The following is a 14,594-nucleotide window of genomic DNA, read 5'->3' on the forward strand; positions in this document are numbered from 1 at the left end:
GCAGAATGAGGTTTGTTCATGCGCTAGCAGAGGTGCTCCTGCAGTTCCAGAGACCAGAGGCCCTTTCGCCGCAGCTTCAAGCGGTCGCCCGGGGCGAGGTTGCGGGGGGAAAGCCGCCACTTTATGATGATCTATCAATTTGGTGACGCGCTTTTGCGGAATCTGCATTAAGACGCGCTCCGTTCCCCTCCTGACCAAACAAGTTGGACCAAATGCTCCGAGGAATACGCAAGGCCTCATCGAACTGGCTCGGCAAGATCGTTATGGCCGTGGTGATGGGCGTGTTGATCATCAGTTTCGGCATTTGGGGCATTGCCGACATCTTCAAGGGCTTCGGCCAGTCCACGGTCGCCAAGATCGGCAGCACCGAGATCTCGCTCAACGAGTTCCGCCAGATCTACACCGACCGCCTGCAACAGATCAGCCGCCAGTTCGGCCGTCCGTTGACGCCCGACCAGGCGCGCGCGTTCGGCCTTGACCGCCAGGTGCTGCAGCAGACCATTGCCGAGGCCGCGCTCGACGAAGAGGCGCGCCGGCTCGGCCTTGGCCAATCCGACGAGCAGATCCGCCAGCTCATCATGAACGACCCCAACTTCAAGGGTATCGGCGGCAATTTCGACCCCAATCGCTTCCAAGCCTTGATCCGCAATTTCGGCTACACCGAGCAGCGCTATGTCGCCGAGCAGCGCAAGGTATCGCTGCGCCGGCAGATCACCGGCACGGTCGGCGCCGGCCTCGAGCCCCCGAAGGCCATGGTCGACGTCCTGACGCGCTACCAGAACGAACAACGCTCGATTGAATTCGTCCGGCTCGACGCCGCGCAGGCCGGTCCGATCGACCCGCCCTCGCCCGAGGCGCTTGCCGCCTATTTCGAGGATCACAAGGTCCAGTTCCGCGCGCCCGAATATCGCAAGATCTCCTTCGTCGTGGTCTCGCCGGAAGAAATCGGCAAATGGACCGAGGTCTCGGACGAGGATGCCCGGAAGATGTTCGAGCAGCGCAAGGACCGGCTCGGCACGCCTGAGAAGCGCCAGATCCAGCAGATCGTCTTTCCGAACGTTGCCGAAGCGCAGGCCGCTCGCGAGCGCCTCGTCGGCGGCACGTCGTTCGAGGACATCGGCAAGGAACGCGGGCTGAGCGCCTCCGACGTCGACCTGGGGCTTGTGACTAAGTCTTCGCTCGCGCCCGCCGTCGGCGATGCCGCGTTCGCGCTGCCTGCCGGCGAGATCAGCCAGCCGATCCAGAGCGGGCTCGGCGTCGCGATCGTCAGGGTCGACAAGATCGAGCCGGGCGCCGAGGCCGACTACGCCAAGCTTGCCGGCGACATCAAGCGCGAGATCGCGACTGAGCGTGCACGCGTCAAGGTCGCCGACCTCCGCGACAAGATGGAAGACGAGCGTGGCGGCGGCTCCAGCGTGATCGACGCGGCGCAGAAGCTCGGCCTCACCGCCGTGACCATCGAGGCCGTCGACCGCTCCGGTCGCGCCCCGAACGGCCAGCCGGTCGCCAGCATCCCGCAGGGCCTCGACGTGGTATCGCAGGCCTTCAACACCGATGTCGGCGTCGACAACGACGCGATCTCGTTCAAAGGCGGCTATGTCTGGTACGACGTGCTCGCCATCACCCCCTCGCGCGACCGCAATCTCGACGAGGTCCGCGATCAGGTCGAGGCGCGATGGCGCCAGGACCAGATCGCCGCCAAGCTGAAGGCCAAGGCGACCGAGATGGTGCAAAAGCTCGATGCGGGCGGCAAGCTCGCCGACGAGGCCACCGCCGTCGGCGCCAAGGTCGAGACCGCGAGCGGCTTCAAGCGCGACGACTCGCCCGTCGGCGTGCCCGGCACCGTCGTGGCGGCGGCCTTCCGCACCGCCAAGGACGGCATCGGACAGACGGCCGTGAGCGGCGGCAGCGAGGTGATCGTGTTCCGCGTCACCGACATCGTCGATCCCGCGGTCGACTTTGCCTCCGACGCGGTCAAGAAGCTGAAGGAGAGCCTCGACCGCGCCCAAACCGAGGAGCAGGTCGCTTCCTACGTCAACAAGCTTGAAACCGACATCGGGACCACCATTAATCAGGCCGCCTTCGCGCAGGTGACCGGCGCGAACCAGTGAGTTGAAAGCACGCGATGGACGACCTGAAATCGATCATTGGAAAAGTGGCGACCGGCGCCAGCCTGTCGCGTGACGAAGCCGCTTCCGCCTTCGATGCCATGATGAGCGGCGAGGCCACGCCCTCGCAGATGGGCGGGCTCTTGATGGCGCTACGGGTGCGCGGCGAGACCGTGGACGAGATCACCGGCGCGGTCGCGGCGATGCGCGCGAAGATGCTGACCGTGCAGGCGCCGCCGGAGGCAGTCGACATCGTCGGCACCGGCGGCGACGGCTCCGGCTCGGTCAACGTCTCGACTTGCGCGTCCTTCATCGTCGCGGGCGCCGGCGTGCCCGTGGCCAAGCACGGCAACCGCGCGCTGTCGTCGCGCTCGGGCGCCGCCGACGTGCTGGCCTCGCTCGGGGTGAAGATCGATCTCAAGCCGGAGCAGGTCGGCCGCTGCGTGCGCGAATGCGGCATCGGCTTCATGTTTGCCCCCGCCCACCATCCCGCCATGAAGAACGTCGGCCCGACCCGGGTCGAGCTCGCCACGCGCACGATCTTCAATCTGCTCGGTCCCCTGTCGAATCCGGCCGGCGTGAAACGGCAGATGGTCGGCGTGTTCTCCAGGCAATGGGTACAGCCGCTGGCGCAGGTGCTGAAGAATCTCGGCTCCGACTCCGCCTGGGTGGTGCACGGGTCCGATGGTCTCGACGAGATCACCCTCACCGGCCCGACCTTCGTCTCCGCGCTCCACAACGGCGAGATCCGGAATTTCGAGGTGACGCCGGAGGAAGCCGGGCTCCCGCGTTGCGAGGCCGGTGCGCTCAAAGGCGGTGACGCCGATGCCAACGCGATCGCGTTGCAGAGCGTGCTCGACGGCAAGCCGAGCCCCTATCGCGACGTGGCGCTGCTCAACGCAGCCGCCGCGCTGGTCGTGGCCGGCCGCGCCAAGGACCTCAAGGAGGGCGTCGCGATCGGCGTCCGCTCGATCGACAGCGGCGCAGCCAACGCGAAGCTGAAGCACCTGGTCACGGTCTCCAAGAGCTGAACTCCCGCATGTCCGACATCCTGACCAAGATCGAGAGCTACAAGCGCGAGGAGATCGCGGCGGCGAAGCGAGCGCGTCCGCTCTCCACCGTCGAGGCGCAGGCCAAGGCCGCCTCCGCGCCGCGCGGCTTCCTGCGCGCGATCAAGGCAAAGCACGCCAACGGCGGCTACGCGCTGATTGCCGAGATCAAGAAGGCCTCGCCCTCCAAGGGACTCATTCGCGCCGATTTCGACCCGCCGGCACTCGCAAAGGCCTATGAAACCGGCGGCGCTGCCTGCCTGTCGGTGCTGACCGACACGCCCTCGTTCCAGGGCCATCTCGACTTCATGGTAGCCGCGCGCGAAGCAACCTCGCTCCCCGTGCTGCGCAAGGATTTCCTGTTCGATCCCTATCAGGTGGTCGAGGCCCGCGCACACGGCGCCGACTGCATCCTGATCATCATGGCGGCGCTCGATGACGCCGCGGCAAGAGACCTCGAAGACGCCGCCCTCGCCTACGGCATGGACGTCTTGATCGAGATCCATGACCGCGCCGAGCTCGACCGGGCGCTGAGACTTCGCTCGCCGATGATCGGGGTCAACAACCGTAATCTTCGGACCTTCGAAACCACGCTCGCGACCAGCGAGGCCTTGGCGCCGCTGATCCCTTCGGACCGGCTGATGGTCGGCGAGAGCGGCATCTTCACGCCCGCCGACCTCGCCCGGCTCGAGCGCGTCGGTATGTCGACGTTCCTGGTCGGCGAGAGCCTGATGCGGCAGGCCGACGTCACGGCGGCGACGCGCGCGCTGCTCGCGCGCGAGGCGACGGCGCGCGCGGCGGGCACGCGCTGACATGGCGCGCAAGCCGGCGAAGACCATTTCAGCCAAGACGAAGCAGGCCAAAGCAAAGGCCGGCCCCGCCCTCACCCATATCGGCGCCTCCGGCGAGGCGCGGATGGTCGACGTCTCGGACAAGCCAGCGACGGAGCGGCTGGCGGTCGCCGAGGGCCGCGTCGTCATGACCAAGACGACGCTCGATCTGATCGTGTCCGGCAACGCCAAGAAAGGCGACGTGCTCGGCACCGCGCGCATCGCCGGCATCATGGCCGCCAAGCGCACCTCGGAGCTGATCCCGCTCTGCCATCCGCTCGCCCTGTCGAAGGTCATTGTCGATATCGAGCCTGACGCCAAGCTGCCGGGCTGCGTGGTACGGGCCACCGTGAAGGTGACGGGACCGACCGGCGTCGAGATGGAGGCGCTCACGGCGGTGTCGGTCGCCTGCCTCACCATCTACGACATGATCAAGGCCGTCGAGCGCGGCGTGCGCATCGAGGGCATCCATCTGGTCGAGAAGCTCGGCGGCAAATCCGGCCATTACCGCGCCTGACGCGGGCTTGCGTTAGCGCCCCACTTTCGCGCCGCGCGCATGGATTGCTTTTGCGCGCGGGTATTCACGTCTCGTTAACCGCGCTTCCTAACTTTACTTCCACACCGTCACCGTAAACCAACGGATGTTCTCAGGGTCCTGAATTGATCCTGACGTGTGCGCGGCAACGAATCCAGCATGAAGATGAAATTCGGCAGTCGTCTCTTTGACCAGGTCTTCGTGCGCAGCGGCCCGATCCGCTGGCTTGTGGTTGGCGGCACGCTGCTGATCGCGGCCATCGCCATAGGCTCGGTCCTGATGGCGCAGAACTTCCGGGAGCGGGCGCTGCGCAATTCCGGCCGCGAGCTGGAAAACACCGTGCTGCTGCTTGCTCATCATTTCGATCAGCAATTGCAGGACTTCGCCGTCATCCAGAAGGGTTTCGTCGACTACGTCCGCACCACCGGAATTACCACCGGAGAGGAGTATCGCAAGCGCCTCTCGGGCGAGGATGTGCACCGGATGCTGCGGTCGAAGATCGAGGCGCTGCCCTATATGGGCGGCCTCAACATCATCGATGCCGAAGGCAATCTGATCAATTCGTCGACCGCATGGCCGACGCCCAAGGTGAATGTCGCCGATCGCGCCTACTTCCGCACCTTCAAGTACGATCCCTATGCGCCTGATGTCCTGATCGAGCCGCTGCACAGCCGCATCTCCGGCGCGTGGACCATTCTGGTGGCCCGGAGGGTCGTCGGGCCACGCGGCGAGTTCCTCGGCGTGGTCGGACGCGGGATCGAACCTGCCAATTTCGAGAAGTTCTTCGCCTCCGTGGTGCTCGGCGAAGGCGCGACGATCTCGATGCTGCATGGCGACGGCACACTGCTCGCCCGCTATCCGCAGTCCGGCGAATTGATGGGGCGAAACTTCAAGACCGGACCGTTCGAGCATCAAAGGGTGTTCGGGCTCGATCATTTCGCCGGCCGCTTCAACAGCCCCGTCGACGGCGAGGACCGGCTGATCTCCTCCCGTGCCCTGCCCCACTTCCCGATCCTGGTGATGGCCACCACGACGCGCGCAGCGGCCTTGGCTGACTGGCGCGAGCAGATCGGCATTCTGATCTCGATCGCAGCCTCTTCCGCGCTCGCGATCGCAGGCGTGCTGATTGCCGTCGTGCGCAAGCTGCTGGAGCAGCACCGCCTTTCGCGCGAACAGCTGACGCTGGAGAAGCAGCGGCTCGACCGCGCGGTCAACAACATGACGCAGGGCCTGTTGCTGTTCGATTCCGAGCAGCGGCTCGTGGTCTGCAACCAGCGCTACATCGAGATGTACGGCTTGTCGGCCGATGTCGTGAAGCCCGGCTGCAGCTTTCGCGACATCATCGCCCATCGCAAGACGACCGGCTCGTTTACCGGCGACGTCGATGCCTACGCCGCGCGCGTCCTGAAGGACATCCATCTCCGCAACTCCATGGTGGTCGATACCGCCGACGGCCGCTCGATCCACATCCTCAACGAGCCGCTCGCGGATGGCGGCTGGGTGGCGACCCACGAGGACATCACGGAGCGCCGGCGCATCGAGGAGCGCATCACCCACCTCGCCCATTACGACGCGCTGACGGACCTGCCCAACCGCGCCATGTTCCACGAGCATCTGCGGCAGGAGCTGGCCGCGGCGCGCGACGGCGAGCAGACCGCGGTGCACTACATCGACATCGACGAGTTCAAGGGCGTCAACGACGCGCTCGGCCATCTCGTCGGCGACGAGCTGTTGAAATCGATCGCGACCAACCTCCGCCGCTGTGCGGGTCCCGCAGACTTCGTGGCGCGACTCGGCGGCGACGAATTCGCCATCGTGCAGGGCGCGGTAACGTCGTTGGATCAGGTCAACGAGCTCGTCGCGCGCGTCTTCGAAACCATCCGCACGCCGGTCGACTGCATGGGCCATCATCTCACCAGCGACGCCAGCATCGGTATCGCGCTCGCGCCGGAGCACGGCACGGCGCTCGACCAGATCCTGAAGAACGCGGACATGGCAATGTACGCGGCCAAGTCCGCCGGACGCCACACCTACCGCTTCTTCGAGCCGGACATGGACGCCAAGGTCCGCGAACGCCGCCAGCTCGAGGGCGACCTGCGCCACGCCATCGCGCAAGGCGGCCGCGAAGGCGGGCTCGAGGTGTATTACCAGCCCTGCCTCGGCCTGAAGGACGACCGCATCACCGGCTGCGAGGCTTTGGTGCGCTGGCGCCATCCCGAGCGCGGCTGGGTCTCGCCGGCCGATTTCATCCCGATCGCCGAGGACACCGGCCTGATCAACGAGATCGGCGAATGGGTGCTGGCGACCGCGTGCCGGGACGCGGCAAGCTGGCCCGACGACATCCGCCTCGCCGTCAACGTCTCGCCGGTGCAGTTCAAGAGCGGCACGCTGGCGCTGAAGATCATGGCGGCGCTCGCAGCGTCGAATCTGCCGGCGAGCCGGCTCGAGCTCGAGATCACCGAGGCAGTCCTGATCCGCGACGACGATGCCGCGCTTGCCATCCTGCACCAGCTCCGCGCCATCGGCGTGCGCATCGCGCTCGACGATTTCGGCACCGGCTACTCGTCGCTGAGCTATCTGCACCGCTTCCCGTTCGACAAGATCAAGATCGACCGCTGCTTCGTCGAGGACATCGCCCGTCCCGACGGCTCCGCCAGCATCGTTCAAGCCGTCGTCAACCTGGCGGCCGCCCGCCGCATGACCACGACGGCCGAGGGTGTCGAGACCGAGGAGCAGCAGCGCCTGTTGCGTACGCTCGGCTGCTCCGAGATGCAGGGCTATTTGTTCAGCGCCGCCAAGCCCGCCGACAAGATGCTGGAGCTGTTCGCGCTGCACCGCAGCCGGCGCGCCCGGCGCGAAGGCAGCGAGAGCCGCCGCCGCGAGGTCGGTTAGGTCGAAACGGCGCTGGAAACGAAATCGCCCGGAAGCGGTCCTCCGCTCCCGGGCGAAACATGATCCGGAACGTCGTAAGATCTAGTTCGGCACTGCAGCCTTCGTCGCGCGCTTGGCAGCGACGGCATTTGCCGTAACGCCGTGGAGGAAGTCGTAGGCTGCGTGCAGAGCCTTATCGTCCTTCTCTTCCGGCGGAACGTAGGACTGCGATCCGGTCTGCTCGGTGCCGTCGGCCGACAGATGCCCGCGCATCTGGGATTCCGCCATGGTGTCCATCCGCCCCTTCAGCTCGGGCGGCACGTCCTGGAGGATCTCGATGTCGGGCGCGATGCCTTGGGCCTGGATCGAGCGGCCCGACGGCGTGTAGTAGCGCGCCGTGGTCAGCGCCAGCGCGCCATTGCCGGAGCCGAGCGGAATGATGGTCTGCACCGAGCCCTTACCAAACGATCGCGTGCCGATCAACGTCGCGCGCTTGTGGTCGTGCAGCGCACCGGCAACGATCTCCGAGGCCGAGGCCGAGCCGCCGTTGATCAGCACCACGATCGGCTTGCCTTTGGTGAGGTCGCCGCCATGAGCGGTGAAGCGCTGGGTTTCTTCCGGACTGCGGCCGCGGGTCGAAACGACCTCGCCGCGCTGCAAGAAGGCGCTCGACACCGACACGGCCTGGTCGAGCAGGCCGCCCGGATTGTTGCGCAGATCAACCACGTAGCCGGCGAGCTTCTCCGGCGGGACCTGCTTGGAGACCGAGGCGATCGCCTTCTTCAGGCCGTCGGCGGTCTGCTCGTTGAACGAGGTGATGCGGATATAGCCGATGTCGCCGTTCTCGACGCGGAAGCGCACCGGACGCACATGGATGATCTCGCGCGTGATCGCAACCTCGAGCGGCGCATCCGCACCCTTGCGGATGATGGTCAGCTTGGTCTTGGTGTCGACCGGTCCCTTCATCTTGTTGACCGCCTGCTCGAGCGTCATGCCCTGCACGGCCTCGCCGTCGATCTTGCCGATGAGGTCGCCGGACATGATGCCGGCCTTCGAAGCCGGCGTGTCGTCGATCGGCGAGACGACCTTGACGAGGCCATCCTCCATCGTGACCTCGATGCCGAGCCCGCCGAACTCGCCGGAGGTGGTCTCTTGCATCTCGGTCCAGGCCTTGGCGTTCATGTAGCGCGAATGCGGGTCGAGCGAGGTCACCATGCCGGTGATCGCCCCCTCGATCAGCTTGGCATTGTCCGGCTTCTCGACATAGCTGGCCTTGACCCGCTCGAACACCGCGCCGAACAGATTGAGCTGGGAATAAGCATCACCCGCACTCACTGCCGCCCGCGCTGCCCATACGCCGCCCTGCGGGCTGGCTACCAGAAGGGTCAGGCACGCTCCCGTGAGCGCGCCCAGGGGGAACAGCAGGGTTTTCCGCATGAAGGTGCCTTTTGTGCTTGGCGTTTCTCTTGAGGCTGGGAGACGCCATGCAAATGGCGATCCAGTCCATCTCTCACAATACCATTCTGGTTTCTTCAAGGCCGGGATGCCGCGCTGGCGGGTACACCGAAGAAATCCCTTCGCCTTGGCCTAAACTTTTGGCAACGTTCCGAAACTGTTTCGAAGCAACACGACACGGTCCGGGCCGCCTACGCCTCGCAGCTATGCGATTTTAGGATGGTTTTGGAGGACCGGACGCGATAGGCGATGGCGACAAGACTTCAAATTCTCGGGAGGACAACAATGAATGAAGCGCCCCGCATCCGGCCGGAACGGAACGTCGAGCTCGGCGCCAGCGACGAGCCGTTCCAGAACCTGCACGAGTTCATCCGGAAGGCGCGCGCCAACCTCAACCAGAATGCCTGGGACTACATCATCGGCGCCGCCGAGACCGAGACCACGATGCGGCGCAACCGCATGGCGCTCGACGAGATCGCCTTCCGCCCGCGCGTGCTGCGCGACGTGCGCAGGATCGATGGCAGCGTCGAGCAGTTCGGCCGCAAGCTGCGTCTGCCGGTGGTGCTGGCTCCCGTCGGCGCACTCGAGATCTTCGATCCGGATGGCGCGGCGAGCGTCGCGCGCGCTGCGGGCAGGTTCGGCGCGGCGCACATGCTGAGCTCGGTGTCCGAGCCCGGCCTCGAGACGACCGCCGAGGCTGCCCCCGATGCACTGCGTCTCTATCAACTCTATGTCCGCGGCGACGATGCCTTCGTCGCCGACGTGGTCGACCGGGCCGAGAAGAACGCCTATGCCGCCTTCTGCCTGACCGTCGACACCGCCCATTACAGCCGTCGTGAACGTGACATCGCCAAGCGCTACGTTCGCGAGAGCCGCCTGCGCGCCACCGGCGGCGATTTCCAGAAGGGCCTGGAGTGGCGGACCGTGAAGATGATCAAGGACACGTTCAAAATTCCGCTGATCCTCAAGGGTATCGCCACGGCCGAGGATGCGCAGATCGCGCTCGATCACGGCGTCGAGTGGATCTACGTCTCCAACCATGGCGGGCGCCAGCTCGACCACGGCCGCGGCGCCATGCACGTGCTGCCGGAGATCGTCGACGCCGTGAAGGGCCGCGCCAGGATCATGGTCGACGGCGGCTTTTGCCGCGGCACCGACATCGTCAAGGCGATCGCGGCGGGCGCCGACCTCGTCGGCATCGGCCGGCTGCAATGCTGGGCGCTGGCGGCAGCCGGCGAAGCCGGCGTCGCGCGGATGCTGGAGTTGCTCGAAGACGAGGTGCTGCGCTGCCTCGGCCTCCTGGGCGCCACCTCATTCGCCGAGCTCGACAAATCCTGCCTGCATCCGGCGGCCGCCACCAACGCGCCCAGCGTGTTCAGCGCGTTCCCGCTGTTCGACCACGAGCCCTATCGTTACTGACGCGCCATACCGAAGTGAAAAGGACGCAATGACATCGCTCTCTCCCGGCAGCGCGGATGCGCTGCTGTTCGACCTCGGGCGCGTTGTGCTCGACATCGACTTCTCCAAGGCGATCGCCTGCTGGGCGGGACATGCCGGCTGCCAGCCCGAGGCCATCATCGCGCGCTATGTGCGCGACGAGGCCTACCGGTTGCACGAGATGGGCAAGATCAGCGATGGGGACTATTTCGCCTCGCTGCGGTCCTCGCTCGGGATCGGCATCTCGGATGCGCAATTCCTGGAAGGCTGGAACGCGATTTTCGCCGGCGAGATGCCTGATATCGCCGAGCTGTTGCCGCGGGCGGCGAAGCAGATGCCGCTCTATGCCTTCTCCAACACCAATCGGCCGCACGTCGACTATTTCTCGAAGGAATATGCCGGTCTGCTCGGCCATTTCCGCGAGCTGTATCTGTCCTCCAGCATCGGCCTGCGCAAACCGGATGCCGAGGCCTTCGACCATGTCGTGGCGGCGATCGGCGTGCCGGCCGAGCGCATCGTGTTCTTCGACGACCTCGCCGAGAACATCGAGGGAGCGCGGGCGCGCGGGTTGACCGCCGTGCATGTCACCTCGCCGCGTGATGTCGGGAACGCATTGAAAGCATTGCGGATCTGAGCCGCGGGAAAGCCCGGAGCGCGCTCACTTGCCGGAACAAAAACTGCTGAAAATGTGGAACCTGATCACTTTGTGCATTTTTATACAGAGTTCCGGGAACGGAATACCACCCTTCGGACTCATGAGTCCGTTGGGACTTCTACATTGGACTGATCGACGTGCTGGGCAAGACCTATCTCACCAAGCAAGCCTCTCTCCTGCTCGAATTCGCCAGAACCACCTCGGATTCTGACCTCTCCGCCAAGCTGATCAGCAAGGCCGCCGACCTAAAATCCCAGGCGGACCCGCTGCCGGACAAGGATCAGGGTCCCAAGCCGCCCGACGTCGCGGACATCAGTCCGGGCGATCCGACGGGGCGTTGAACGATGTTGGCCGTGGCGCTCGTCATTCTCGTCCTTGCCATGGCAATCCTCGTTCCGGTCTGTCTCGCCTTCCGCATCATGCCGCGGCGGAGTTGAGCCGACCTCCTCCACCCCGCGATCACGCAGGATAAATCATCCCGCGTGCTGCTTTGCCTCACGCCTGCACTCGGCTAGAACTCTCGCCGCCCATTGACTGATGTGCTCAGCAGGAGTTCGCCCGTGGCCCTGATGCCGGTTTCTGACGCGCTTGCCGCGGTGCTGGCCGGCGTCGAGCCGCTGGCTGAACAGATGGTTTGCCTCGACGAGGCCTACCATCGTGTGCTCGCCCGCGATGTCGCGGCGCGGCGCACGCAGCCGCCGGAGGCGATGTCGGCGATGGACGGCTATGCCGTACGCACGGCCGACGCGGCAAACGATTCGAGGTTGACCGTCGTCGGCGAGGTCGCGGCGGGCCGGCCGTTCGCGGGAAGCGTCGGCCCCGGCGAAGCCGTGCGGATCTTCACCGGCGGCGTCGTTCCCGACGGCGCCGATGCCGTCGTGATCCAGGAGGACACGGCTGCCGACGGCAAACATGTGACGATCAAGGAAGCCGCCATTTTCGGCCGGCACATCCGCCCTGCAGGCGTCGACTTCCGCGAAGGCGACGTGCTGCTGCGCAAGGGAATCCGCCTCACCGAGCGCGATCTCGCCCTTGCCGCCGGAATGAATCATCCGCATCTCGCCGTCATCCGCCGCCCGAGGGTTGCCGTTCTCGCCACCGGCGACGAGCTCGTGATGCCGGGCACCACGCCTGGTCGCGGCCAGATCGTCTATTCCAACGGCTATGCCCTGCATGCGCTCGCCCGCAGCGAGGGCGCCGAGACCATCGACCTCGGAATTGCCGCCGATACACTGGAGGCGACGTCCGCCGGCATCCGCCGCGCGCGCGAGAGCGGCGCCGACATCCTGATCACGACCGGCGGTGCCTCGGTCGGCGACCACGACCTGGTCCAGCAGGCGCTCAAGGGCGAAGGCATCGCGATGGCGTTCTGGAAGATCGCGATCCGGCCGGGCAAGCCGATGATGCACGGTCGGATAGGCGCGATGCGCGTGATTGGCCTGCCCGGCAATCCCGTGTCGTCCTACGTGTGCGCCTTCCTGTTCATGGTCCCCTTGATTCGCGCCCTGTCGGGCCGTTTAGCGATTCATCATCGGCGCGAGCGCGCCGTGCTGGGCCGCGATCTCGCCGCCAACGACCAGCGCGAGGACTATCTGCGTGCGCGGCTGGAGGAGCGCGACGACGGCACGCGCGTCGCCCTTCCGGTCAGCCATCAGGACTCCTCCCTTCTTGCGAATCTCGCTGCGGCACAGGTACTTCTGGTGCGCGCACCGTTCGCGCCGAAGGCCGAGGCCGGCACGCCTTGCGAGGTGCTCCGGCTGCCCGTCTGAGCCGCCCAGCCACACGCATTCCGCGAGCTTGGCCGCGTTCACCATAAATTAAGCAGTTGCGGAACACATATCGAACATATAGTGTCCGTTCATGATTTGTTTCGAGGATGTAGCGGCTTAGTGCCGGCTTCATCGTGTCGGAATCGAACGACATCAACCGGGGGACTTTGGTCGAGATGTTGACGCGCAAACAATACGAGCTTCTGCGGTTCATCAGCGAACGTCTGAAGGAAAGCGGCGTGCCGCCGTCCTTCGACGAGATGAAGGATGCGCTCGACCTGCGCTCGAAGTCAGGCATCCATCGCCTGATCACTGCGCTCGAGGAGCGCGGCTTCATTCGCCGCCTGCCCAACCGTGCCCGTGCCATCGAGGTGATCAAGCTGCCCGAGCTCCAGGCCGCCGCCGGCAATCGCCGTGGCTTCACCCCGAGCGTGATCGAGGGCAATCTCGGCAAGGTGCGCGCGAGCTCCAGCCCGCCTGCGGACGAGGGCGAGCGCCCCGTCGCGGTGCCCGTGATGGGCCGCATCGCCGCCGGCACGCCGATCGAGGCGCTGCAGACCCGCAGCCATACCATCAGCGTGCCGCCGGACATGCTCGGCTCGGGCGAGCACTACGCGCTCGAAGTGCGCGGCGATTCGATGGTCGAGGCCGGCATCCTCGACGGCGACATGGCGCTGATCCAGCGCAACGAGACCGCAAATACCGGCGACATCGTGGTGGCATTGATCGACGACGAGGAGGCCACGCTCAAGCGCTTCCGCCGCCGCGGCGCCTCGATCGCGCTCGAGCCCGCCAATGCCGCCTACGAGGTCCGCATTCTTCCGCCGAACCGCGTGAAGATCCAGGGCAAGCTGATCGGGCTTTACCGGAAGTACTGATACGGGAAACATCAAGCGCGCGGCGCGTTTCGATCGGCATCGGCGATCCAGGATCGGAGCGGATACTTGTCCGCTCCGGCTGGACGGTTTCTCTGGTTCTGCGCCGGCTGTCCGGTCCATCTTCCCGCGCGACATTCGCCCGCGCAGGCGCGCAGCAATCTCGCTCTGCTTCACCGGTAGAGTTGTGCCGGCAGTGCTGATAGCTCCGGCCGAATGCAAGGACGCGAGGTTTGTTCCTATCGAATCCGGGAAAGATAATGTGATCGCGCGCTGCGGACGCGAGCCGCAGATTTGCCCATAACCGAGCAGAGCGTTGTATGCTTCCACTCTGATAGAGGCCTGCGCCTCGAAAGAGACGCGGGTCGCTATCCCAGCATGAGGAGCACCCGATGTGTGACTACAGCCTGCATGCCGTCGCGACGCGCCCCGCCGAAGTCGGCGAGACGATCGTCACGACAACCTTCCGCGGCACCTCGACGCGCGGTTTCGCTTCCGAAGCCGATCCCTCCGTCGCGGTCTGTCTGCTGCCGGGGACGGAGCTCGCTTTCGCCGACAATGTCCGCTACGACAACCGCTGGATCTGGACGCGCACCGTGAACTCTCGCGTCGGCAAGTTCGGCAAGATCGACCCGCACATTCCCGATCGCCATCATGACGCGATCGAATTCCCCGACGGCAAATACGTGCTGGTGACGCAGCTCGTCGAAGGCCAGCGCGCGACCGTGCTGCAATTGCCGGTGACGCAGGCAGCCCCCGAGCGCGAGCACAAGCCGCAGATCGTCGCCGACACGCGGCCCACGATCACGCGCCTGCCGATCGGCTGACGCCCTTCGGCCGACAGGCCGAGCCCGGGATTGAAATTGCCGTCGCCGGCCGAGGCCGGCGAGCCCGGCAAGTTTGTGTTTCAGGACATTCGATCGGCGAGCCCACCGCCGCGCCTCGTCGTCGCACGAAGTTTGGGCCGTGCTGCCCGCATTTTGAACGTCCGCTCCGCAGCCAAATGACCG

The 14,594-nt window shown here is 65.7% G+C and carries 12 protein-coding genes; 11 read left to right on the forward strand and 1 reads right to left on the reverse strand.

From position 1 onward, the window contains the following. Window positions 1–212: 212 nt before the first annotated feature. The 5 genes from N2605_RS18220 to N2605_RS18240 all read left to right on the forward strand — a co-directional run bounded on the left by N2605_RS18220 (window position 213) and on the right by N2605_RS18240 (window position 7,414). Window positions 213–2,111 (forward strand): SurA N-terminal domain-containing protein, encoded by a 1,899-nt coding sequence (locus N2605_RS18220; protein ID WP_036025192.1) that lies wholly within the window; start codon window positions 213–215, stop codon window positions 2,109–2,111. Window positions 2,112–2,125: 14 nt separating this feature from the next. Continuing rightward, window positions 2,126–3,139 carry an anthranilate phosphoribosyltransferase gene (gene trpD / locus N2605_RS18225; protein ID WP_036025193.1) on the forward strand — a complete coding sequence of 338 codons (1,014 nt, stop codon included), beginning with the start codon at window positions 2,126–2,128 and terminating at the stop codon, window positions 3,137–3,139. An 8-nt stretch (window positions 3,140–3,147) separates the two neighbouring features. After that, window positions 3,148–3,969, forward strand: coding sequence for an indole-3-glycerol phosphate synthase TrpC (gene trpC / locus N2605_RS18230; RefSeq protein WP_036025195.1), 822 nt, complete (start codon window positions 3,148–3,150; stop codon window positions 3,967–3,969). Between the two features lies 1 nt (window position 3,970). Next, entirely contained in the window at window positions 3,971–4,504 is a 534-nt protein-coding gene (moaC, locus tag N2605_RS18235) for a cyclic pyranopterin monophosphate synthase MoaC (protein ID WP_036025198.1), read from the forward strand. A 177-nt stretch (window positions 4,505–4,681) separates the two neighbouring features. Further along, on the forward strand, window positions 4,682–7,414 hold the full coding sequence (locus N2605_RS18240; protein WP_036025206.1) for a bifunctional diguanylate cyclase/phosphodiesterase: 2,733 nt from the start codon (window positions 4,682–4,684) through the stop codon (window positions 7,412–7,414). Between the two features lie 81 nt (window positions 7,415–7,495). On the opposite strand, the gene N2605_RS18245 is transcribed toward N2605_RS18240, so the two are convergent. Beyond that, a complete protein-coding gene (locus tag N2605_RS18245) occupies window positions 7,496–8,830 on the reverse strand; it encodes a S41 family peptidase (protein ID WP_036009952.1) in 1,335 nt (444 codons plus the stop codon). Window positions 8,831–9,133: 303 nt separating this feature from the next. Here N2605_RS18245 and N2605_RS18250 point away from each other — a divergent pair, with 303 nt between their 5' ends. From N2605_RS18250 to N2605_RS18275, 6 genes are all read left to right on the forward strand, one after another. Beyond that, window positions 9,134–10,267 (forward strand): alpha-hydroxy acid oxidase, encoded by a 1,134-nt coding sequence (locus N2605_RS18250; RefSeq protein ID WP_074447974.1) that lies wholly within the window; start codon window positions 9,134–9,136, stop codon window positions 10,265–10,267. 28 nt (window positions 10,268–10,295) lie between these two features. Then, window positions 10,296–10,919, forward strand: coding sequence for an HAD family hydrolase (locus N2605_RS18255; RefSeq protein WP_260347387.1), 624 nt, complete (start codon window positions 10,296–10,298; stop codon window positions 10,917–10,919). 158 nt (window positions 10,920–11,077) lie between these two features. Then, a complete protein-coding gene (locus N2605_RS18260) occupies window positions 11,078–11,281 on the forward strand; it encodes a hypothetical protein (protein WP_036009959.1) in 204 nt (67 codons plus the stop codon). Between the two features lie 219 nt (window positions 11,282–11,500). Continuing rightward, a complete protein-coding gene (locus N2605_RS18265; protein WP_225112523.1) occupies window positions 11,501–12,709 on the forward strand; it encodes a molybdopterin molybdotransferase MoeA in 1,209 nt (402 codons plus the stop codon). 176 nt (window positions 12,710–12,885) lie between these two features. Beyond that, window positions 12,886–13,587 (forward strand): transcriptional repressor LexA, encoded by a 702-nt coding sequence (gene lexA, locus N2605_RS18270; protein WP_036009965.1) that lies wholly within the window; start codon window positions 12,886–12,888, stop codon window positions 13,585–13,587. Between the two features lie 389 nt (window positions 13,588–13,976). Next, window positions 13,977–14,411 (forward strand): hypothetical protein, encoded by a 435-nt coding sequence (locus N2605_RS18275; protein WP_225143360.1) that lies wholly within the window; start codon window positions 13,977–13,979, stop codon window positions 14,409–14,411. The last annotated feature ends 183 nt before the right edge of the window (window positions 14,412–14,594 follow it).

The organism is Bradyrhizobium yuanmingense (genome assembly GCF_025200905.1).
GTDB classification, from domain to species: Bacteria; Pseudomonadota; Alphaproteobacteria; order Rhizobiales; family Xanthobacteraceae; genus Bradyrhizobium; species Bradyrhizobium yuanmingense.

What these genes read in the sequence shown, in the direction of transcription:
- moaC (WP_036025198.1), top strand. Translation starts at nt 3,971, where the DNA reads ATGGCGCGCAAGCCGGCGAAGACCATTTCAGCCAAGACGAAGCAGGCC.
- N2605_RS18275 (WP_225143360.1), top strand. Translation starts at nt 13,977, where the DNA reads ATGTGTGACTACAGCCTGCATGCCGTCGCGACGCGCCCCGCCGAAGTC.
- N2605_RS18240 (WP_036025206.1), top strand. Translation starts at nt 4,682, where the DNA reads ATGAAGATGAAATTCGGCAGTCGTCTCTTTGACCAGGTCTTCGTGCGC.
- trpD (WP_036025193.1), top strand. Translation starts at nt 2,126, where the DNA reads ATGGACGACCTGAAATCGATCATTGGAAAAGTGGCGACCGGCGCCAGC.
- trpC (WP_036025195.1), top strand. Translation starts at nt 3,148, where the DNA reads ATGTCCGACATCCTGACCAAGATCGAGAGCTACAAGCGCGAGGAGATC.
- N2605_RS18255 (WP_260347387.1), top strand. Translation starts at nt 10,296, where the DNA reads ATGACATCGCTCTCTCCCGGCAGCGCGGATGCGCTGCTGTTCGACCTC.
- N2605_RS18250 (WP_074447974.1), top strand. Translation starts at nt 9,134, where the DNA reads ATGAATGAAGCGCCCCGCATCCGGCCGGAACGGAACGTCGAGCTCGGC.
- lexA (WP_036009965.1), top strand. Translation starts at nt 12,886, where the DNA reads ATGTTGACGCGCAAACAATACGAGCTTCTGCGGTTCATCAGCGAACGT.
- N2605_RS18220 (WP_036025192.1), top strand. Translation starts at nt 213, where the DNA reads ATGCTCCGAGGAATACGCAAGGCCTCATCGAACTGGCTCGGCAAGATC.
- N2605_RS18245 (WP_036009952.1), bottom strand. Translation starts at nt 8,830, where the DNA reads ATGCGGAAAACCCTGCTGTTCCCCCTGGGCGCGCTCACGGGAGCGTGC.